A 20,853-nucleotide genomic window follows, 5' to 3' on the forward strand; every position below is an offset into this window, starting at 1 on the left:
CCCTATATCGCTCCTCCCTCGTCAAGCATTGCCTCAAGGCACCTGAGGTAGCAGGAGATGACCTCCCTTACCTCGTCCTGCAGGCTGCGGTCCACCTCATGATGAGTCTTTTTCCTGTCCCTGAAGGCATCGAGGTAATGGGTAAAACGGACCTTCAGAAAGGCGCCTCTCCTGTCAAGAATCATGTAAGGAAAGAAGAAGAGCCTCTTCGAGGGAAGGGAGAGCTTGTTAAGCTCCAGGTCAATATTTGAGATGTTGGCCCCCAGGGAGCGGTAAAACTCCCTGTCTTCGAACTCTTTGATCCTGTCTTCCCTGAAAAACTCCTGGAAGAATTTCTTTTCAAGCACCGCCGGCGAGATGAGCTCCTGGAAATCCCTGGAGAAAGCCTTTTTTCCCAGGTACTCCCTGCACTTCACGCGGTCGTCGGTCTTCATCACGAAGAGGGGAAAAGGCGACTCAATCTCCTCGGTCTTGAAGGCAAGGTCAAGGTTGAAAATGCCGTACGTCTTGTAGCGGGGCTTTATGACAAGGAGAAAGGGGAACCTGCCTGATATCCTTATGCAGAGGAAATCGGCACCGCTCTCCTTTTGGAAGAAGATACTCAGGGGCTTTGCGCGAAGGGTTCCCTTGAGCTTGGGGTGGGCAGAGGTAAAGATACCCCCGCGTGTCACCGAGCCTTCCACCTCTTCGGCAAGCTTTCTGAAGGCCTCAAAAAGTATTCCCATTGCCTCTCATTGCCTTTTCGCCATGGTCTCAGAGCGTGAGCTCCACAGGCTCACCATGGATCATTTTAAGGTAGAACTCCATGATCCTCGGCGGCGGGGCGAGATCAAGCTCCTTCTTGAGAGTCTGCGTGCATTCGTGATAAATCCTTATAGCCTCGTTGTTTTTCTCAAGTGCATAGTGGCACATCATGAGCCCGAGGTAGGCATCTTCAAAACAGTTGTCCCAGTTAAGAATGGTTTTCCAATAGTCAATGCTCACCTTGTATTTCTTCTTGTCGAAGAAGTAGTGGGCCATTATCTGGAGTATTTCCAGGAACTTTGTCTGCAGCTTGAAGCGGAGGCTGTCGCTCCACTCTTCGTACGATCCCTCAAGGAAGGGCCCCCCGTAGAGCCTCTCGGCCCGCTGCAGCGACAGGAGGGCCTCGTCCCATTTCCCCTGGTCGGCAAGGTATTTCCCCCGGTGGTAATGCTCGTCGAACTCCTCGATATCAACCCAGCAGTGGAGCTTCTTGTTGAAGAGATAGCCATCCTTCCTTTTCTGAATAATGGTCTTCGCCGCGATGCCCACGAGTGGGGTGAATATCTTTCTGATCTGCGAAATGGCATTATAAAGGGAGTGGCGGGCCTTGTCACCGCCCTGGGACCAGAAAAGCTCCATGAGCTTCTCTTCGTTTATCACCTCGCCCCTCCGTGAGGCGAGATAGGAAAAGAGGTTACGCGTCTTGCGCGTGTCCCAGATGTCCTCATCAATAGGCTCGCTGTTAACGGCAACGCGGAATTTCCCCAGGAAATAGACCTGCAGCACCGCTTCGGTCTTCTCGAGAGGAGACTTTGAGATAAGGAGCGAAGATTTCTTCGCTACGGCAGGATCACTGTCATTGGCGGCCCTCGAGAGCAGCTCAAGTGCCCCTTTCCCCTTCATTGCCGAGAGTATGTCCAGGACCTTGAGCTTTGTGCCCTGGTGGTCTGCGCCGATGAGCTTTTCGATGAGGGGGAGAACTCCAGGCTCGCTCTCATCAGATAACACGCGTGAGATGACGTCGCAGAGAATGTCTTTCTCAAGGGCGTGCCTGACAACAGGGTACACAAGGTCGCCATAAAGGGTCATGACATCATAGAACCTCCCGCCCTCCATTCTCAGCAGGAAACTCTTCAGATGCTCCTCGAAGCGGGATGCCTGGCCGCCCGGCCCCTCTTCCCTCATTACCTGGAGGGCGCTTGAAAAGAGGTCGGTCACGCAGATATCATAGGCAGACTCCCAGAGGTGAAAAGTCTCCCTCACGGCGGCAAGCTCCTCTGCAAGGCCCTTGAAGTCCCGCTCCTTCATTCTGAGGGAGATGGTGAAGAGGGTGATCTGCGCGAAGGCAAACTGGAGCGACTGCTCCTTCGCGAATTCAAGTGCCGCCCGGGCCTCTTCAAGAGCTTCCTTGAGCTTCCCGTCTCGTGCAAGGAGGTGGATCTTTTCAAACTTTACCCGCGCCATAAGCTCTGGGGCGCATACCTCCTCCCTGAGAAGCTCCTCCGCCGAGGCGAAAGCCGCCCGGGCCACTTCACTGTTTCCCATCTGCGCGTAAGTGTGGGCGATGTTCAGAAGGAACGTTGCCTTTGCAGGCCCTTCGATCAGCAAGGGAAGCGGTGCAGGGGAACCATCCTGGAGGCGTGTTTCCATGACTGCAGTGAAGGCCTTCACGAGGGCCGGGTCAAAGCTCCTGGCGCTCTCCCGCCCTATATGGGCGAGAGCCTCTGCCCTGTCGAGCTTTTTCCGGTAAGGACGCTCGTTGGTGAGGCTGTCAAAGGTCTCCGCAATGGCGATTATCCTCGATTCAATGGGAATCTTCTCGCCGGTGAGCCCCGACGGGTAGCCGCCGCCTTCCCATCTCTCGTGATGATGGAGCACCATCGTGGCAATTTCTCTCAGTTCCTTGAAGGGAGCGAGGAGGTCCCTGGCCAGGATCGGGTGGTTCTTGATGAGCTCATATTCGGCGGCCATAAGCTCGCTTTTCTCCAGCAGAGGTGCGGGAAGCTCCACAATGCCTATATCATGGAGAAGGGAGGCGAGGTAGAGGCTCTGGGTCCGCTGGGGTGAAAAGCCCAGTTCACGGGCCATCGCAAGGGCCATCCCTGCCACCCGCTCCGAGTGGCCCACAAGATACGAGAAGCGGCTTTCGGCAAAGATCCCCATCAGGAGCTTCACAAAGCTCTCCCTGAAGCGGAGCCGGCTTGAGTCCTGGAGCGAGTGCTGGCGATAGCGCTCCAGGGATATGTGGACGCTCTTGAGGAAATCCTCCGAAGAGAAGGGCTTCATGAGATAATCGTCAACCCTCATCTTGATTGCCGACACAGGCGCATCGGGGCTCGCGTAGCCGGTGATGACGATGCTCTTTGCCATGGGCTGAAACTCCCTTATGGCCGAAAGGGCATCAATGCCGCTCATCCCCGGCATCCTCACGTCTGTCACCACGAGGTCAAAGGTCTCCTTCTTGGCGAGCTCGATGGCGGAGTAGCCGTTCTCTGCGGCCGTCACCTTGTACCCGGCGGCCTCGAGCTCCATCTGGAGGCTTGCCCGCATAAACTCGTCATCATCCACTACAAGTATGTGCTCTGCCATCGCTGGCTCCTTTCATTTTCATGATTACGGGCACGGTTCCACGAGGCTCTCCCTGAACAAGAGGGTAAAGACGGAGCCTTTCCCGGGCTCCGAGGCTACCGATATCTCGCCGCCGTACTTTGCCATGAGCTGGAAGCATACGGAGAGCCCGAGGCCTACCCCCTCACCGACAGTCTTTGTGGTGAAAAATGGCTCAAATATGCGATCTCTCGTGGCTTCGTCCATTCCCTTGCCATTGTCGGTAATCTTGATCACCACCCGGCCCGCCCCGCGGGCGGTGGTGATTTTCACCAGGCGGGGCTGCCCGGGGGGGAGCCCTTTCAGCGCGTCCTTCGCGTTGAGGAGAATGTTCATAATCACCTGGGAAAATTCGCCCTGGTTCCCGCAGACCGCGAGATCGCCCGGGATTCTTCTCTCGACGGCCACATTCTCCTTGCTGAGCTGGTGCTCAATGAGCTCAAGGGTGCTCGCCACGAGGTCCCCGACGGCTATCATCTCGACGGTGTCATAGGAGGGATGGGAGAAGCGCAGCAGCTTTTCCACTATGGCCTTGCAGCGGAGGGCCGCCTTTTCGATGATGTCAAGGCGGCGCTTGAGACCCTCTTCCAGAAGGTCGCGCTTGAGGGACGAAACATTGAGGGTTATGGCACCGATAGGGTTGTTTATCTCATGGGCCACGCCCGCTGCGAGCTGCCCTACTGCCGCCATTTTAGAGGACTGGAAAAGCTGCGCCTGAGTGTGGGCAAGCTCGCGGCGCGCTTTCTCCATGCTCTCCTCGTGAACCCTCCTGAGCTCATCGTAAAGCAGGGCGTTTTCCAGGGCAATGGCAGCCTGGCGGGCGATGGATTCAAGCAGGGACTTTTCGTTGTGCTTGAAGACTCCTGTTTCCATGCGGTTATCAACATAGATGACACCGAGAACCTTTTCCCTGATGATAAGGGGCACGCAGAGGATGGACTTGAGGGCGTAAAGAGAGATGCTCGCCTGCCCTTTGAAGCGGCTGTCCTGCACGGCATCGCTCGTAAGGACGGCCTTTCCCTCGCGGGCCACCCTGTCCACGATTCCTCTGCTTATACGGAACTCCTCGCGCCCCAGGACTTCCCTGTCAATGGCCCTGGCGCTCATGAAATCCCAGGGCTCTCCCTCACCGGTGCGCATCATGACAAAGCCGCGCTCGGCCTTGAGGACTTCTATCACCTGGTCCATGAGCCTGTCCAGAATTTCGTGAATGTTAAGCGAAGAGCCCAGGAGCTCGCTTGCCCGCACCAGGAGGGCAAGATGCTCTTTGTCAAGCGCCATTTCAGGAGCCCTGGGTGGGGCGGGGTTCTTGTCCATAAATAGAGAGTTCTTGTGGCTCTCCCAATTTCCTGCAAGGGGAGGCTCAGAGGAGGCTTTGATGCCACTTCCCGGACCTTACTGCTGCTTCTTCTGGATCCTTATTCCTCCCACATTCACCCACTCATCGAATTCCTCTACTTCGGCCTTCCCCTCACCGGAGGGCACCTCGTTTTCAAGGTCCCTGGCGGCAAGCCCGTAGCAGTGATCGGCTTCACTGTCGGTAAGAGTGGTCAGGGTGCCGCTTTCCATGTCGAGTGAATATGCCTTCGCTCCCCCTCCTTCTTTGAGGATGACATGGTGATCGCCTTCCAGTCGTTCCGCAAAGAAGCGGCCCTTGCTGACATCGAGCGTATGGCTCTTTATAAGTTCGCCCTGGCTGTCAAAGCGGGAGAATTTATTTTCGCCGAGGGAGATGACAAAGGATCCGCTCTTTTTATCCACCAGGATCTTCTCCACCTTCCCCTCAACGGTGAAGGCTTCATCAACCTTCTTGCCTCCCGGGGTGATCTTTCCGATATAGACCCGCCCCGAGGGGATGGTTTTCCCCTGGTAGGCGAAGGGATCGCCCCCGTTCTCCTTGTAGTTCGGGTTGGGTATCATCTCGTTCCTGTTCACTGAGAACACGAGTGCGCCGTCAGGGAGGGGGGCATAGATACCTTTGTCGTCAAGACCATCGACCTTCCAGCTTAACTTCCCCGCACCGTCATATTTCTCAAGGGTGAAATCGGTATAGACCTGCATGTCATAGATGGGATCTTCATGAGGGGGAAGGTGGGGCCTCCCGCCGAAGGGCCTTCCAAAGCCCCCTCCGAAGCCCATGCCAAAGTCATCGTACCGGGGCGGCGGAGGGCTCACGGTGGTGTTCTCGATGAAGAGGCGCACATTCCCCTCGGCGTCAAGCTCCGAATGGTCAATATGGCGGGCGAAGTTGGGCTTCTGCTCTACCGTGTCCTTCCAGGCAAACCCGCCGGTTTTCGTCCCTTTTTCAAGGTCCACCATGGTGAGGGTGGTGCCGTCGCGCACGCAGAGGGTTCCCCCGGGGCCTTCGGCAATTTCCTGGCCCTTGATTCCCTTGAGGCCCCCGGGAAGATCGCGGGGCAAGCCATCTGGTCCTGTCATAAAGAATTCGCGGCTTCCGCTCTTAATGAAATAATGGTTTCCCGAGGAATCGGCGTAATGGCCGCTCATTGCCTCGGGAAGCTTCTGGTCAAACTTCACGGTGCCGTCGGCATGGAGTGCCGTAAAATTTCCCGATGAGCGGATGAAAAGGGTGCCCTCGGCGTCCGAGGAGATGCTGTAAATGGTTTCCAGGGCAAGCGGGCGCTCCCAGCGGATCTCGCCCTGCGGCGACACTGCTGAGATATAGGAGCTTACGGCGGCCTTTTCCTTTCTGGATGAGGTATAGGCCACGTACGTGGTGCCTCCTGGAGCTGATGCAGTGGCTGTGACGCGGAAATCATTCTGCTTCTTGCTGAGACCCCTGGCTTCAAGCACCGACGAAGTGAGCGAGGCGAACTGTGCCTTTGGTGCGGTGCCTTCTCCGGACATGCCGGGAGTGAAGGCATCACCGGGGCTGGAAGGCGCGCCATCCTTCTGCACAGGTGCTCCTGAAGGGACAGAATGAGGGATGAAACCGCTTTTCTGAATCTCCATGCCATACCCCCCGATCTTTGTGACGCTCTCACAATCGTAGCAGATACCGCCGGGGAAGTCAATTGATGTCCCTTGACAGTCATAAGAGGAGCGGCAAGTCCATCTGCCTGGTGAACCCGGCGGCCCCTCAATCAGAAAAGCTGGCCGCCTTCACCACGAAATAATACTGCAGCGTGACAGGCGTTGAGGAAGTGTCGCCTCTGCGCCATATCTCCACCAGCAGCGTCTTTGCCCCCTCGTTGATGTTCTTGGGGTTTGCCAGAGCTGTGGCAATAGTTACCTGCTGCCCGGCCCGCGGCATCAGCTCATTGATGGTGGCGCTGTAATAACTGTATATCCTGGCCTCCCCGGTCCCCGAATCCCCTGTCACTCCTTTGGGATCCTTCAGCACGAAGGTGACCTGGATGTCCTTGGCGCGCCTGTCGGACCCATTCTGCACATAGGCTTCAACAACGAGGTTGTTTGAAAAGCTGCTGTCGGTTTTAAGCTTGCAGCTTGTGACCGAGAGGCTTTGAGCTGGATCAGCCTGCGCCACGAGAGGAACCGTACTTTCAGAAGAGCCTTGCATGCCGGCAAAACAGGCACCTCGGGGGTTCATGCACCACCACGCAGAGAGCACTGCACATATGACGATGAAACGCAATTTTACCATAGCGACCCTCCTTTGTGTTCATTCCAATAATACCGCATTTTGCTCCACTTTGCAAGAAGTACGCACTCTATGGTATAATGCTCATATCTGGAATTATTACCAATGTGGGGGAGGTACATGATGAGCAGACGACCGAAGGATGATAAATCGCCTCTTTACGGCGGCACTGTCCCTCAGGGCCAGGCGAGCCCGCCCAGGACCATTGTGGGAGGGCGGCCTCCCGAGAAGGAGAAGGCCCTCTCGGGGCTCCCCCAGGGCATCCAGAAGCTCATCATCGCTTCATCAATGAACGAGGAATTCAAGGATCGGCTCATGAAGGACCCGATGGCAGCCGCATCTTATCTGGGAGTCACCCTTGCCCCCTCGGAGCAGGCCATTCTCGCTGCCGTGCCAAAAAGCCAGCTCGTCACCATGATAGACCACATGAAAGTCCCCTCCATTCCGCGGCGCCAGTTCATCAAGAACTCGGCAGCATCGCTCGCCCTTGCCGCCGCGGCTTCCCTGGGCTTTACCACCGACGCCCTGGGGCAGGTCATCTGCACGGGGATCTCACCCGATAAAGGGGAAGTCCGCACAAGGGGCATCTCCTTTGACACTCCCGAGGTGAAATGGCACACGACACTTGAAAGTGCCTTTGCCGAGGCAAAAGAGAAACACATGCCCGTCATGGCCGTGTTCTTCCTGGTCGATCCCAAAGTGACTCTCCCGCCTGATGTGGTCGAATCGATGAAAGTGTGCTATCTCATCGACAAAAGCCTTCGAAGCTATATAGTGACCGAGGGCTTTGTGGCCGCAAAGTTCAATGATGAAAAAACAGCGGGTAAATACAAGGTCAAGCAGTATCCTACGGTGGTATTCTTTACTCCCAAAGGAGCAGAGCTCTCACGGTGCGTCAAGCCCGCAACGAAAGCCGATCTCCAGAAGGCGGCAAAGAGCGCCATGGATGCCTTCGAGAAGAATCCCGAATAAGAGGCTCCATGAAGGACATCACCCTGGTCAATCTCAACATGCTCTACGTGCGCCATTTTGACCGCGTGGAGCGGGAATACCACGTACCCCTCGGTCCCCTCTACCTCACGGCGGCCCTGGAGCGGGAAGGATTCTCCGTTGATTTCAGGGATTACCAGTTCTGCCAGAGCAGCGACCCGTTCTCTGCGGAAGCCATCGTGGATTTTGTCAAAGAGCCTTCGGAAATCCTGGGATTCTCGGTGATGGCCAATCTCCTCCCCTTCACCCTCATGGCCCTTGAAAAAGTCAAGGAGCGGTACCCCGACAGGACCATCATCCTCGGCGGCGTGGGGCCAAAGTCAGTAGAGCGCGCCATCCTGGAGCGCTTTCCATGGATTGACCTCATCGCCGTGGGAGAGAGCGAGCGCTCAGCACCGGCACTGGTAAGGACTCTTCAGCAGAAAGGCGATCTCGGCAGAGTGCCGGGAATACTGTACCGCCGGGAGGGGACCATCGTTGAGAACCCCAGGCCGCCGCGCATCGAAGACCTCGATGCCATTCTATTCCCCGCCTTTCACCACATAGATCTCTCGAAATACGAGGGCTACGGTGTGCTCACCTCAAGGGGGTGCCCTTACGGCTGCACTTTTTGCTCCGTGGCGCCCATCTGGGACAGGAAAAGCTATTCCCGATCCGCGGAAAATATCGTCAAGGAGATGCGCCTCGTCCACGAGAAAGCAGGCGCCGACCTTTTTCTTTTCCAGGACGAGTTTTTTGTCTCGTCAAAAAAGCGCGTGCTGGAATTCTGCAGGGTGCTGAAAAAAAGCGGCCTCCCCTTGTACTGGAAGACCTTCGGACGGGTGGACCTTACTGACGGTGAAACACTCAGGGAAATGGCCCGCGCAGGGTGCCTCGAGGTGCGCTATGGCATTGAATCCGGGTCGGCTGCAATCCTGGAGCGCACCAGGAAGGGGTTCACCCCTGAAGAGGCGGTGGCCGTCGTCTCCGAGGCCCTCCGCCACATTCCCCGTGTTGACACCTTTTATGTCTGGGGCTTCCCCTTCGAGACCATGAGGGATTTCTACCAGTCCCTCTTCCAGATGATCAACTTCCGCACCATGGGAGCCAGGGTCCTTCCCAGCCTTCTGTGCTTCCTCCCCCAGACCGACATCTACGGCGAATACCGCGGAGATGACAGGTTCACTTTCTGCCCGGACCTCTTCCCTGAGTATATGGTGACAGGCCACGAGGTGTGCAGGGGCGCCCGCGCTTCTGTCCTCCCGGCCCACAGGGCGATTTTCCGCTTTATTGAGGAAAACCGAGACCTGTTCCCCGGCTTTTTCCACTATGCTCTCGCGGAGAATGTGAACCCCAAGCTTGCCCTGCTGCAGGAATTCGGCTTTTACCTGGAAAGCGAGGCGCCGCAGGCCGAGACAGACTCTTGCGGAGCGCATTCTCCAAAGGTGAATGCGCAGTTCAAGAGCGACAGACCCGCTTCCTCACCTGCCGCAACGGCAACCGGTTCACGCCGCCTTGTTTAAATGTCCTTGAGGTAACTCCCCACGATCTCTCCGAAGTAGACCGTATGATAATCACCGGAGCCGTAATATTTCTCCGTGACCTTGCTGTCGAGCATGGCAGGGTTCATGGGCTGCCTGAAGAGGACACGACATTCATAAATCCATTCGCAGTCAGCTATGAATGGTACTGAGACACGCCTGCCCGGCGAGGCCGTCAGTCCCGTTTCTCTGAATTTATCCACATCTCTTCCCGACTTGGTCCCGCAGAACAGAAGCTCTTTCTTCAGCGAGTTTTCATGGGGAACATTCACCGTGAACTCTCCCCACTCCTCAATCAATGAAAAGCTGTGGCGTGTTGGCCTTACCAGCACGGTAAAGATGGGAAATTTCCATATGACCGCCACGCTTCCCCATCCGATGGTCATGATATTGGGCCTCTCGCGACCCGTCACGAGAAAAACGCCGTCGTCATAAAGACGGACAAGGGTGTGCTGCGCGCCATGATGGTAAGGTACTTCCAGAAACATCATACAAGAGCTCCTTTCTAATTATGGGCCCCATGGTTCCTTAAGAAACGGCATACTTCGCGGTGCTTACCGCTTTCGGCAAGCGAGAGAGGCGTATCGCCGCCCGAGGTTTTCACATCGAGGTCAGCACCGCTTTTCACCAGCAGCGAGACGACCTCGTGGCGCCCTGTTCTCGAGGCGCAGTGAAGGGGGGTCACACCGTCCTTGCTTTTCATATTGACAGGGGCGCCTTGTGCGAGAAGAAGGGTAACTATATCCTTGCTCCCGTCAAGGGATGCCCAGTGCAGGGCTCCGTATCCACATGAGTCCTGGGCTTTCGCAAGCCCGGGCTCTTTGGCAAGGATGCGGGATACTTCCTTGTAATCGGCCTTTCTCACGGCTCCGTTAATCTCCCTGAACTGCCTGTCATAGAGCGATCCCCCCATGCGCTCTATCTTGCGGGCACAGGCGCCGCACAGGAGGGCCAGAATCACCAGGGCTCCCAGGAACAGCCTTCCCGCAGGCATAGGCACCTCGCTCACCAGTATTTCCTCCACTCAATTCTTGCTCTCTTTTTCTGTGCCATGGAGAATCTTCCTCTCGGGGAACCACTGTTTCTTCCCCCATGAGTATGGATGCTTCACCTCCGCAGATGGTCAAAGGCGCCATGATCTTCATAAGCCCGCCAGGAATTCCTGGATGCTCTGCAAGGGTGAGGGCTTCTGTGAGTGATAATCGATGAAGCGGCTCTCATTGGTCACAAGCAAAAGTTTCTGCCAGCGGTAGTCCTTTGATATGACGCGCACCAGCATATCCCCCCCGTTGTAGGCCCAGTGGCGTCCGTCTGAGTAAAAATGGTGGATCTTTTCGCCCTGCCTCGTCTTGATATGGTGCAAATCGGCAGGTGCCTCCCAGGAGCAGTCTATGATGAAAAGAAGGGTCTGCCAGAAGCTGCCTGAAGGCAGAAAGCCCTGCGAGATGGCAATCCCTGAGTCGTTGGGAAGGCCGAAGGCGAGGCAGTGGGGAAGACCGCGGGCGAGACGCTGTATCTGGCGGCGCCTTGCCTGCGAAAAATGGACGGCTGTCACAATGTCGCGTGCAAGGCCAATCCCGCAGGCATCAAGGGCTGAATGGCTTATAATCCCTGAAAGATATTCACCAAGCTGATCGGCTCCCGCAGAGAAGCCCACGGTGAGGGCCCCCCGCTCCTGCCGTGCAATGAGCACTTTCCTGAAAAGATCTCCGTCACCGCAATAGCGCATTCCCATGGCCCGGTAGCGCATCATTCCGAGAAAGCTGCTCCCGCCTCCGAGCACGACGACCTGCGAGCCATGAAGCATTTTAAAAAAAATATCCAGGTCCTGGTTTCTGAGGTGCTCATTCCAGTAAAAGGGGTAATAGCGGAGGCCCCTCCCCCTGAAGTGCATATAGTACCACCTGAAGCGGCCATAATCAAAGCGCTGGCCTCTCTGGCTCTTCACGGAGACGGGCAGGTGGAGAATGGTCCTGTCACCTCTCAGCCCCCTCAAGGCCCTGTCGATGATGAACTCGCGGTGAAGATAGTCACAGCGGTTATGGGAAGAATAAAGCAGCACCGTGGGAAGCATGGCTATGGCGGTATCCATCCTCTGAGAGTATCAAGCCAGGGAAGCAGCGCCTCCCGGTTCTATGGAAAATCAAAAAGGGCGCGCGGCAAAACAGTGCCTGCGCGCCCCGGCTAAGCCATTGAAATCAGTTGTTGTGCATGATCTGCTCAATGCTGTGATATTCCGAAGGCCACTGGGTCCAGTAGTCTATGTACTGCCCCTGGTTGGTGATGACGGTGATATCCTGATAGAGGTTGTCCTGCGACATGACCCGGACCATCATGTCCCCGCCGTTGAAGGACCAATGCCTGCCGTCATTGTAGACATGCTGAATCTTGACTCCCTGCCTGGTCTTGATATGGAACTGGTGCTGGGGCACATCCCAGGAATTGTCGGTAATGAACCATATGGCCTGGAAGATATTCCCCGAGGGGAGATAGAACTGGTGGGTGCCAATGCCTGAGTCATTGGGCAGGCCGAAGACCATGCAGTGGGGCAGGTTCCCTGCAAGGTGCCATATCTCCCCTTCCCTTCCATGCTCGAAGTGAAGGGTCGTCACGACATTGCGCGCCAGGCCGAACCCATGAGGATCGTGAAGATGGCTGCTCGCCACCTCGCAGAGGTACTGGCCGAGCTGATCAGCCCCGGCGGAAAAGCCCACGGTGAGAAGGCCCCTGTCCTGCCGCTCATGGAGGATCCTCTCGAAAAGATAATGGTCGTTGTAATACCAGTCTCCCAGGGCCTTGTAGCGGCCGAGACCCAGGGAGCTGTTGCCTCCTCCCAGCACTACCACCTCGGAACTCCAGAGCAGATGGAAAAAGAGGTCTATATCCTCCCTCCTGAGATGGTCATCCCAGTAGAAGGGGAAATACTGGAGGCCCCACTGGCCAAAGCGGTCGTAATACCATCTGAAATTGTTGTAGTCCCATTCCTGGCTTGCCCTGCTGCGCTGCGACATGGGAAGGTGCATGAGCGTCTTGTTGTGCCAGCTCTGAAGGGCGCGCTCGATGATAAACGAGCGGTGAATGTATTCACAGCGGTCATGGGCAGAATAAATCAGTGCAGTCGGTTTCATTAGATAGTACTCCTTTCTTTAGTGCCAAGAAAACTTCGACAGGCTCAAGATTCGCTGCGCGATTTACTGACGCACGTCATAATCTCAGGTATAATGATGCCGTCAGTAATGCTCTGTGAGTATAAGTCTTTTCTTTGGACATGAAAGATTCTACACGGCCGCTTTTTTCCCTTTTCCCCGGGAAGGCCTGGAAAAATAGCCAGATGAAAGGATATTTTTCCTGTGAGGAGAATTAGATATACTGACGCACATAATGCTCCAAAGCATTATGATGGCGTCAGTTATGCTGAGGAGCATAACGAATTCATATCATGACAGGAAACAGAGGAACGTATGGAACCAACGCTGAGAAGCTTCATATTCTGCGACGCCGTGGTGCCTGCCCTTGACGGCAAGCTGATCTGCTATGGAGTCTTTTCCGATCTCTTTACCGCCAAGTTTCCCATTACGTATCCCCAGTTCTGCATCCTCACGACATGGACAAAGGGAGAGGGATTTCACATTCAGCAGATCAAAGTCCTCAACCCTTCCCAGACAATGATCATGTGCCAGTCGCCCGAAATGTATTTTACCCTCAATGACCAGACCGAGACGGCCAACGTGAAAACCGACGTGAACCAGATAGTGTTCTCGGAGCCGGGGACCTACATCTTCCAGGTCTACCTCGACAGCGAGCTGATTGGTGATTTTCCCCTCCACTTCAGGCTGAGAGAAGCCAAGTAACGACAAAAAAACAAACGAAGGAGCAAGAGTGTCATGCTCCTTCGTTTTATTTTCCCGGTCTGTACTTTGAAAGCTTACCCGTCTAGCCTTCGGCAGGGGACTTGAAGACGCCCGCCTTCTGGAGGCCTGGCTCAAGGCCTGACTGGACTCCCGAGACTGAATTGAGGGCGAAAGAGGGCTGCGCTCCCTGTTCAAAGCCCTGGCCCTGCTGCAGGCTGCCCCTTATCGCCTGAAGGTTGGCACCGCCCGCATCTTCAGCCTTGTCGGTTTTCGAAACGTCAACCTTGTCGCTTATCTTTTCTACGCTCGATGCTTCCTGTGCCTGAGAGGTTTCCGCCGGTCCCGATACCTGCTGGTTAAACTGGGCACCCTGGAGGGACGCGGCAAGCGACGATGCGCCGGCTTCCTTGCTTTCTCTCGAGCCGCCTATTCCTTTGATCTCGTCTATCATTTCTATCACTCCCTTTTGTCTCCCGCCCTGGCACTGGGAGACTTTATCTTGATACTATTATATCATGCATGGGCGCCATGACGTCAACGAGGGTATTGTAAACATCATGTTACTTTGTTTCCATTTTGTAAAAATTATGTTAACAGGAAGTTAACATAAGGGATTTCAAAGCCGTGGCGCGGGAATAAGGCGAAGGTCTCAGCAGCCCCTCGCCTCCATAAAGGCTGCGAGCGCTCCAAGCACCTCGTCCTGGACACTCTCGAGGGAGCCTTCGACGGTGCATCCTGCAGCAAGGACATGGCCCCCGCCGCCGTACCGGGATGCCACCTCATTGACGGGAACAAGCGGAGTGGTGCTCCTCATGCTTACCCTCACGGCGCCCTCGTCAATCTCCTTGAAGAGAACCACCACGAGGCTTCCTTTCACCACGTTAAGCTCCTCGACAAAAAACTGTGTCTCCTCGTCCTCAACGCCGTAGAGCCTGAGAGAATCAAGAGTGACGGTGCTCCATACGATCTTTCCGCCCATGCTCGAGCGGAGCCGCGCCATCACATCCCCTTCCAGCCTCAGCACATCGAGGGAGACTTCCCTGAAGATGTGGCGGGATATCTCGTCAACCTTGAGGGGGAACCGGAGAAGGTCAGCCACTATCCTGTGGGTCTTTGCCGTGGTGTTGGCGAACTGGAATCCCCCCGTGTCGGTCAGGATGGCCACGTAGAGGCCCATGGCCATGGCCATGTCAAGGGGAACGGAAAGGAGCATGAGCAGGTCATAGACTATTTCGCCGACGGCGGCGGCACTGCAGTCGATATAATTGAGATCGCCCTCTATCCTGTTCCCGGGGTGGTGATCGATGTTGACGACGGTGGCCACGTGGGCCCTGAGATCAATGCTCCGGGGAAGACGGGAGGCATTGGTGCACTCCATCAGAAGGGCGCTGTCAAAAGTGCCTTCAGGAAGGGTGGAAGAGACTTTCTCTATCGAAGGCAGAAAGCTGAAGAGAGGAGGGACCGGGTCATGGCTTATGATGTGCGCCACCTTGCCGAGCTTTGCCAGTCCCATTGAGAGGGCGATCATGGAGCCGAGATCGTCGCCGTCGATGCCGATGTGGGGAAGCAGAATGAAGGAGTGCTTTTCCTCTATGTGCCTTGCGATATCCTCAAGGGAGCTGAGGCGCCGCTCACTCATCATGATGTCCTTGTTTAGACTGTGCATCCTGAGCTGTCACCTTGTTGATAAGGTTGAGGACCCTTACGCCTTCCTCTATGGAATCATCGGCCACAAAGGCTATCTCGGGGATATGCCTGAGGGAAATCTGCTTTGAGAGCTCCCTGCGGATAAAGCCTTTTGCGTTGGTGAGCCCTTCAATTGTCTCCTTCTTGCTTTTCTCATCACCCAGGATGCTCACATAAATCTTGGCATGGCCCAGATCGGGCGAAACCTTCACCTGGGTGATGGAGGCAAATCCCACGCGGGGATCCTTGAGCTCCCTTATGATATCGCTCGTCACCTCTTTAATCAGCTCCGCAACTCGCTCGAGCCTGAAACCCGCCATACCTCGGCACCTATCTTTCCTTTTTCTGGAGCTGGTAAGCTTCCAGAATGTCACCGGAGAGGAGGCCATCAAACTTTTCCACGCCGATGCCGCACTCGAAACCCTCAAGCACTTCCTTCACGTCATCCTTGAAGCGCTTGAGCGAGTCTATCCTGCCCTGGTGTATCAGCTCAGTTCCTCTCATCACACGCACGTCGGCGCTGCGGAGAATCTTGCCGGAGAGTACATGGCTCCCCGCGATGACACCAATCTTGGAGATCCTGAAAACCTGCCTCACTTCTGCTCTTCCCAGTATTACTTCCTCATATTCAGGCTCGAGCATGCCTTTCATAGCAAGCTTAATATCCTCAATAACGTGATAGATCACGTTATAAAGGCGGATGTCAATTTTCTCCTGCTCGGCAAGCTTCTTGATATTGGGATCCATGCGGATGTTGAAGCCGATTATGATGGCCTGTGACGCATTGGCGAGGAGGATGTCCGATTCGGAGACGGTTCCCACGCCGCTGTGGATCACGCTGATTTTCACCTCTTCGTCAGATATCTTGACAAGAGACTGCCTGAGGGCTTCCACTGAGCCCTGGCCATCGGCCCTCACGATGATGTTGAGCTCCTTCTTCTCGCCATGCTCAATGTTCCTGAAGACATCCTCCAGGGTGGTCTTGGGCCCCGACACAAGGGTCCTCTCCCTTGTCCTGGCCACGCGGTCAAGAGTGATCTGCCGCGCCAGTTTTTCATCCCTCACGACCTGCAGTACATCGCCGGCGCGGGGCACTTCCGAGAGGCCCACGATCTCTGCCGGTATGGAAGGAGTGGCTTTCTTTATCCTCTCTCCCTTGTCATTGATAAGGACGCGCACCTTGCCGCTCGCAAGCCCTGCGATGATCGAGTCTCCCAGGCGGAGGGTGCCCTTCTGCACCAGCACCGTGGCCACAGGGCCAAGCCCCTTGTCCAGCTTTGACTCGATGATGATTCCGTGGGCCCTTCTTTTAGGGTTGGCCTTCAGCTCCTGCATTTCAGCCACAAGGATAATCATCTCAAGAAGCTCGTCAATCCCTGTCTTCTCCCGGGCTGACACGGGGATACAGATGGTATCGCCACCCCAGTCCTCGGAGAGCAGCTCCAGGTCGGCAAGCTGCTGCTTGACCCTGTCGGGGTTGGCCTGGGGTTTGTCAATCTTGTTGATGGCCACAATGATGGGGACCTTGGCGGCCCTTGCATGATTGATGGCCTCTATGGTCTGGGGCATCACGCCGTCGTCGGCAGCGACGACGAGGATGGCAATATCGGTGACCTGGGCGCCGCGGGCTCTCATGGCGGTGAAGGCTTCGTGGCCCGGAGTATCTACAAAGACTATCTTTTTCCCTTCGTGCTCCACGGTGTATGCGCCGATCTTCTGGGTGATGCCGCCTGCCTCGCTTGCCGTCACATTGGTCTTCCTTATGGAATCGAGAAGTGAGGTCTTTCCATGATCGACATGACCCAGAATGGTCACGACAGGAGGGCGCGGCATCAGGAACCGGGGATCCTCTTCCTCTACGGGCGGAGGAGGCGCTTCCTCTTTGAACCTTATTGCTTCGGGCTTTATGGAGAAAAGCTCGGCGATGAGCTCCACATCCCTTTTCTCCAGGGACTTGTTGATTGCCACCATCTGGCCGCGGTCCATCATCTTCCTGATGATGTCGTTGGCCCTGAGCCCCAGCTTCTGGGCGCACTGCCCCAAAGTGAGGGGAAAGGAGATCTCTAGTGCCTCAGCAGGTTTTGCCTTTTCAATGTCTGCAGGGGGTACAGGCTTCTCCTGGGAAACCGCAGGGGGTTCAGGCTTCTCCTGGAGAGCCGCAGGGGGTTCAGGCTTCTCCTGGGAAACCGCAGGGGGCACTGGCTTCTCCTCGACAGGCTTCTTGGGAGGCAAAGGCCTTTCTACGGCTGGTTTCTGCAAGGGAGGCGCCGCGATCCCTTTATCCTTTTCCGGCGGGGTCTTGGCCTCTGCTGCCGCCGGCATGGGAACCGGCTTTTTTTCCTGCTTCGCCGCAGGCGCCTCAAGAGGTGCCTTTCCTTTTTTCCTGGCTTCAAGCACCTCCATCACACGCTTGACAGCAGGTTCCTCAATGCCGCTCTGGTGAGTTTTTGCCTCGATTCCAAGCTCCTTGAGAATATCAAGAAGATCCTTGTTGCTCTGTCCTGTTTCCTTTGCAAGTTCATATACCCTGATTTTTGCCATCCTTCCACATCCTTTGCCCGTACGACCTGTCTTGATTTACAAGGCCTTCATTATAATTATGCCTGTTTTCGTTCCTTCATGGTGTGCCCCGTCTCGCGGCACCGCCCGGCAAGCGCCTGCTGCTCGCTCTCGCTCATGAACCGGTGAAACCGCTTTTTATACTTCTTGTCTTTCAAAAATACTGCGGGGCACTCGCGGTCCGCGCAGAGATAAATCCCTTTTCCCGGTGAAGCCTTTCCTTGCGGAATAAGAATCTCCTGGCCTTTCACGAACGCCAGCCTTATCAGCTCATCTTTTCCCCTGAAGGCACCGCACACCACGCATTTCCTGAGAGGCTTTCTCCCTGCCCCGTCATCCATTTCCTTTATCAGTATGGTCTACCTGACCTCTTTCCAGAAATATTCTTCATATTCATCTACTTCCTCTTCCGTGAGGCGCGTGCGCTTAGCCTTCTTCTTCTTCTTGGGCGCCATGTCCTCCATTTCTTCTTCGGCACGCCGTTCTTTCCTCTTCTTCTTCTTCTTGGCCGCTTCACTCTCAACCGCCTCGGAAGGAGCCGCTGCTGCCTCGGTTTTCAGGCGCGCTTCTTCTTCCGTTCTCCAGCGCTCCTCGGCCTCCCTGCGAAGCCTCTCCTCTTCTTCCCACTTGCGGGCTTCCTCTTCGGCTTTCAGGCGCGCCTCTTCCTCGAGTTTCCTGCGCACCTCATCGACAGCCTGCTGCTCGGCCACTTCACTGGCTTTCTTCTGAGCCTCTTCACTGGCCTTCTTCTGAGCCTCTTCACTGGCCTTCTTCTGAGCCTCTTCACTGGCCTTCTTCCTGGCTTCTTCCTCGGCCTTCTTCCTGGCCTCCAGCTCAGCCTTCTTCCTGGCCTCCTCCTCGGCCTTGAGGCGGGCCATCTCGGCGGCCTTCGCCTCAAGCTCTTCCTTCATGGTGCCGTACTGGCTCTCGCTCTTGATATCGATCTTCCACCCCGTGAGCTTGGCCGCAAGGCGCACGTTCTGGCCTTCCTTGCCTATGGCGAGCGAAAGCTGGTGATCGGGCACCACCACGAAGGCAGACTTGTCATAGTCGTAAAGGATTACCGTCACGACCTTCGCCGGACTGAGGGAGTTGGAAAGATACATGGTGGGGTCGGCGCTCCAGCTGATTATGTCTATCTTCTCTCCCTTGAGCTCATCGACTATATTCTGGACCCTCGAACCCTTGGGTCCCACGCAGGCCCCCACGGGATCGACCTTCGTGTCTTTCGATACGACGGCTATCTTGGAGCGGTGGCCCGGCTCCCTCACCACAGACTTTATCGTGATAAGGCCGCTTGAGATCTCGGGAACCTCCATCTCAAAGAGACGCTTTATCAGGTTTGGATGGGACCGCGACAGGACGACCTGGGGACCCCTGGCGGTCTTTTTCACCTCCAGGATAAGAGCCTTTATCCTGTCTCCATGCTTGAAATGCTCGCCGGCAACCTGCTCGGTAGAGGGAAGGACTCCTTCCAGCTTGCCGAGATCAACCATGCAGTTCTTCTGCTCATAGCGCTGCACCACGCCGCTTATGACATCTTCCTCACGCTTGGTGAACTCGGTGAAAATTATCTCCCGCTCGGCCTCGCGGATACGCTGCACGATGACCTGCTTGGCGGTCTGGGCGGCAATCCTGCCAAAATCAGAGGGCGTGACCTCCATGTCGATCTCATCGCCCTTCTGCGCATCGGGGTTGATTTTCTTTGCTTTCGCAAGAGTTATTTCATTCTGGGGATCGCTCACGCGGGCCACAACGGTTTTTTGGGCCGTTGCCTGAAGTGCTCCCGTGATCCTGTCAATTTTTATGGCCACATTCTGCGTAGGGCCATAGTTCCTTTTATAGGCGGCGCCGAGGGCATCCTCTATGGCTCCCAGGATGACTTCCAGGGGTATGGCTCTCTCTTTTTCAATCTGCTTGAGTGCAGCAATGAAATCAGGATTCACTATGCTCTCCCCTCTCTCACACGATATTAGGCGCAGCTATGCTACCCGTTAATACTCTCAATCCCCGGTGAACTCACTTCAAGGTAATAGTGTTCCTTTATAAGATCGAGCTCATCAAGCTTCTTGCTCAATGCGCGGCTTATTGCCGCGCATTCCTGGGTGCCGATACCTTCTTCCTTTGCGATGACAACGCGGAGTACCATGCTTCCATGCTCTTTCAGGTATTCCACGGTCTTCAGCTCCACCCCGTTGAACACTGCAATCCTCTCGGCAACGGACCTGAGCTGCTCCATTGCCTGCGGTGACATCGTGAACACCACTCGCCCTTTCATTTTTCCCCTTTATAACAAAAGAGTGGGTGCTCCCACTCTCTGAAAGTGACAGAGAATTTTTTGCAAAACAACTATAGCATAATCAGCGGATTTTGGCAAGTATATGGGCAATTTTTCCATAAGAGGAATGATCCTTGATTTCGAGAATGTAATGAAGAGCATACAAGGAGGTCCTTCACCATGGGGTATGAAATCACCGAGATGGAGTTCAGCGAGGAATGCAACTACTGCAAGGAACCGATGAAAGGCTTCATAGTCTTTGGAAGGCACACGCCTAAGAAATCGGGGGGGCATGTGGAGTTCAACGAATACGTGTTCAGCAAGAGAATGGAGGGCGATGCGGAAATTCTCTCCCTTATCCTCACTGCGAAATGCCCCAGCTGCAACCTGAAGAATCTCTGGAGAATAGAATATGACATCAAGAACAATACTTACAAGGGTCTCGACATCCCTTCCTGATTTCTTCCGTTGCCCTCTCATTGATCTCAAGTGTTGTTTGTGCTATATTGATACTGGACGGTCATTTCTATACCTCAAAGGATAGGGTGCCTTGTTTGACATCTTTTTCACCTACTTCTTCCCCTCGCTTCTCATTGCCGGAACACTGCTGCTGGGCTACAAGGAGGTAAGAAACCATCTTCACCTCAAGGCCCAGGACAGGATCCCGCCATGGGCCAACAAGAGACTCACCAGGAGGGTCGTAGGGCTTGCCATCATGCTCGTCATAGGAATCATGATCTTTGTGGGAGTCTCTTTCCTCCAGTCATCAAAGCTTTCAGTCTATTACTGGCTTGTATGCCTTTTCCTGGTGGTCTGCGTGCTCGTTCTGGCTCTCTGGGACGCCATCTGCGAGATTCGGATCATCAAGGAGTACGTGGACGACTTCCACAACACCGAGCTTCAGAATCTCAAGAACAAGTTCAAGATATATCACAACTGATCCGCCTGCCCTCCTGAATCCTGGGGAGCCTCGCTGAATCTTAAAAAGAGAATCCT

At 55.3% G+C, this 20,853-nt stretch carries 21 protein-coding genes; 5 read left to right on the top strand and 16 right to left on the bottom strand.

Annotated elements, in window-relative coordinates:
• Nucleotides 1–2: 2 nt before the first annotated feature.
• The 5 genes from RDV48_19640 to RDV48_19660 all read right to left on the bottom strand — a co-directional run bounded on the left by RDV48_19640 (nucleotide 3) and on the right by RDV48_19660 (nucleotide 6,976).
• Nucleotides 3–725, bottom strand: coding sequence for a hypothetical protein (locus tag RDV48_19640; GenBank protein ID MDQ7825023.1), 723 nt, complete (start codon nucleotides 723–725; stop codon nucleotides 3–5).
• Nucleotides 726–753: 28 nt separating this feature from the next.
• Complete coding sequence (locus tag RDV48_19645) at nucleotides 754–3,333, bottom strand: response regulator (GenBank protein MDQ7825024.1); 2,580 nt, start codon at nucleotides 3,331–3,333, stop codon at nucleotides 754–756.
• A 24-nt stretch (nucleotides 3,334–3,357) separates the two neighbouring features.
• Complete coding sequence (locus tag RDV48_19650) at nucleotides 3,358–4,668, bottom strand: ATP-binding protein (protein MDQ7825025.1); 1,311 nt, start codon at nucleotides 4,666–4,668, stop codon at nucleotides 3,358–3,360.
• Nucleotides 4,669–4,746: 78 nt separating this feature from the next.
• Complete coding sequence (locus RDV48_19655; protein ID MDQ7825026.1) at nucleotides 4,747–6,270, bottom strand: hypothetical protein; 1,524 nt, start codon at nucleotides 6,268–6,270, stop codon at nucleotides 4,747–4,749.
• Between the two features lie 181 nt (nucleotides 6,271–6,451).
• Entirely contained in the window at nucleotides 6,452–6,976 is a 525-nt protein-coding gene (locus RDV48_19660; GenBank protein ID MDQ7825027.1) for a hypothetical protein, read from the bottom strand.
• 117 nt (nucleotides 6,977–7,093) lie between these two features.
• Here RDV48_19660 and RDV48_19665 point away from each other — a divergent pair, with 117 nt between their 5' ends.
• Together RDV48_19665 and RDV48_19670 are read left to right on the top strand one after the other, a co-directional pair.
• A complete protein-coding gene (locus RDV48_19665; GenBank protein MDQ7825028.1) occupies nucleotides 7,094–7,945 on the top strand; it encodes a hypothetical protein in 852 nt (283 codons plus the stop codon).
• 8 nt (nucleotides 7,946–7,953) lie between these two features.
• A complete protein-coding gene (locus RDV48_19670) occupies nucleotides 7,954–9,465 on the top strand; it encodes a radical SAM protein (protein MDQ7825029.1) in 1,512 nt (503 codons plus the stop codon).
• On the opposite strand, the gene RDV48_19675 is transcribed toward RDV48_19670, so the two are convergent.
• The 4 genes from RDV48_19675 to RDV48_19690 form a co-directional block, all read right to left on the bottom strand.
• Nucleotides 9,462–9,974 carry a flavin reductase family protein gene (locus RDV48_19675; protein ID MDQ7825030.1) on the bottom strand — a complete coding sequence of 171 codons (513 nt, stop codon included), beginning with the start codon at nucleotides 9,972–9,974 and terminating at the stop codon, nucleotides 9,462–9,464. The two genes, RDV48_19670 and RDV48_19675, sit on opposite strands and share 4 nt — an antisense overlap.
• A gap of 14 nt (nucleotides 9,975–9,988) precedes the next feature.
• Nucleotides 9,989–10,492 (bottom strand): ankyrin repeat domain-containing protein, encoded by a 504-nt coding sequence (locus RDV48_19680; GenBank protein ID MDQ7825031.1) that lies wholly within the window; start codon nucleotides 10,490–10,492, stop codon nucleotides 9,989–9,991.
• Between the two features lie 132 nt (nucleotides 10,493–10,624).
• Entirely contained in the window at nucleotides 10,625–11,575 is a 951-nt protein-coding gene (locus RDV48_19685) for a hypothetical protein (GenBank protein MDQ7825032.1), read from the bottom strand.
• Between the two features lie 106 nt (nucleotides 11,576–11,681).
• Nucleotides 11,682–12,611, bottom strand: coding sequence for a hypothetical protein (locus RDV48_19690; GenBank protein MDQ7825033.1), 930 nt, complete (start codon nucleotides 12,609–12,611; stop codon nucleotides 11,682–11,684).
• 333 nt (nucleotides 12,612–12,944) lie between these two features.
• Between RDV48_19690 and RDV48_19695 the strand changes: the two genes are divergently transcribed.
• Nucleotides 12,945–13,334, top strand: coding sequence for a hypothetical protein (locus RDV48_19695; GenBank protein MDQ7825034.1), 390 nt, complete (start codon nucleotides 12,945–12,947; stop codon nucleotides 13,332–13,334).
• Nucleotides 13,335–13,416: 82 nt separating this feature from the next.
• Here RDV48_19695 and RDV48_19700 read toward each other — a convergent pair whose 3' ends face one another.
• The 7 genes from RDV48_19700 to RDV48_19730 form a co-directional block, all read right to left on the bottom strand.
• Nucleotides 13,417–13,785 carry a hypothetical protein gene (locus RDV48_19700; protein ID MDQ7825035.1) on the bottom strand — a complete coding sequence of 123 codons (369 nt, stop codon included), beginning with the start codon at nucleotides 13,783–13,785 and terminating at the stop codon, nucleotides 13,417–13,419.
• Between the two features lie 198 nt (nucleotides 13,786–13,983).
• Nucleotides 13,984–15,000: a bifunctional oligoribonuclease/PAP phosphatase NrnA gene (locus RDV48_19705; protein MDQ7825036.1), complete on the bottom strand. Its 1,017-nt coding sequence runs from the start codon at nucleotides 14,998–15,000 to the stop codon at nucleotides 13,984–13,986.
• Nucleotides 14,966–15,340 carry a 30S ribosome-binding factor RbfA gene (rbfA, locus tag RDV48_19710; protein MDQ7825037.1) on the bottom strand — a complete coding sequence of 125 codons (375 nt, stop codon included), beginning with the start codon at nucleotides 15,338–15,340 and terminating at the stop codon, nucleotides 14,966–14,968. The genes RDV48_19705 and rbfA overlap by 35 nt, the downstream gene beginning before the upstream one ends.
• 10 nt (nucleotides 15,341–15,350) lie before the next feature.
• Complete coding sequence (gene infB / locus RDV48_19715; GenBank protein ID MDQ7825038.1) at nucleotides 15,351–17,561, bottom strand: translation initiation factor IF-2; 2,211 nt, start codon at nucleotides 17,559–17,561, stop codon at nucleotides 15,351–15,353.
• 56 nt (nucleotides 17,562–17,617) lie between these two features.
• Nucleotides 17,618–17,920, bottom strand: a complete 303-nt coding sequence (locus tag RDV48_19720; protein ID MDQ7825039.1) for a DUF448 domain-containing protein — start codon at nucleotides 17,918–17,920, stop codon at nucleotides 17,618–17,620.
• A gap of 18 nt (nucleotides 17,921–17,938) precedes the next feature.
• Nucleotides 17,939–19,525 (bottom strand): transcription termination factor NusA, encoded by a 1,587-nt coding sequence (nusA, locus tag RDV48_19725; GenBank protein MDQ7825040.1) that lies wholly within the window; start codon nucleotides 19,523–19,525, stop codon nucleotides 17,939–17,941.
• Nucleotides 19,526–19,566: 41 nt separating this feature from the next.
• On the bottom strand, nucleotides 19,567–19,857 hold the full coding sequence (locus tag RDV48_19730; protein ID MDQ7825041.1) for a hypothetical protein: 291 nt from the start codon (nucleotides 19,855–19,857) through the stop codon (nucleotides 19,567–19,569).
• Nucleotides 19,858–20,037: 180 nt separating this feature from the next.
• On the opposite strand from RDV48_19730, the gene RDV48_19735 reads away from it, so the two are divergent.
• Together RDV48_19735 and RDV48_19740 are read left to right on the top strand one after the other, a co-directional pair.
• A complete protein-coding gene (locus RDV48_19735; GenBank protein MDQ7825042.1) occupies nucleotides 20,038–20,316 on the top strand; it encodes a hypothetical protein in 279 nt (92 codons plus the stop codon).
• 91 nt (nucleotides 20,317–20,407) lie between these two features.
• Complete coding sequence (locus RDV48_19740) at nucleotides 20,408–20,797, top strand: hypothetical protein (protein MDQ7825043.1); 390 nt, start codon at nucleotides 20,408–20,410, stop codon at nucleotides 20,795–20,797.
• Nucleotides 20,798–20,853: the final 56 nt, after the last annotated feature.

Source organism: Candidatus Eremiobacterota bacterium, from assembly GCA_031082125.1.
Lineage (GTDB): Bacteria > Vulcanimicrobiota > CADAWZ01 > CADAWZ01 > Ess09-12 > Ess09-12.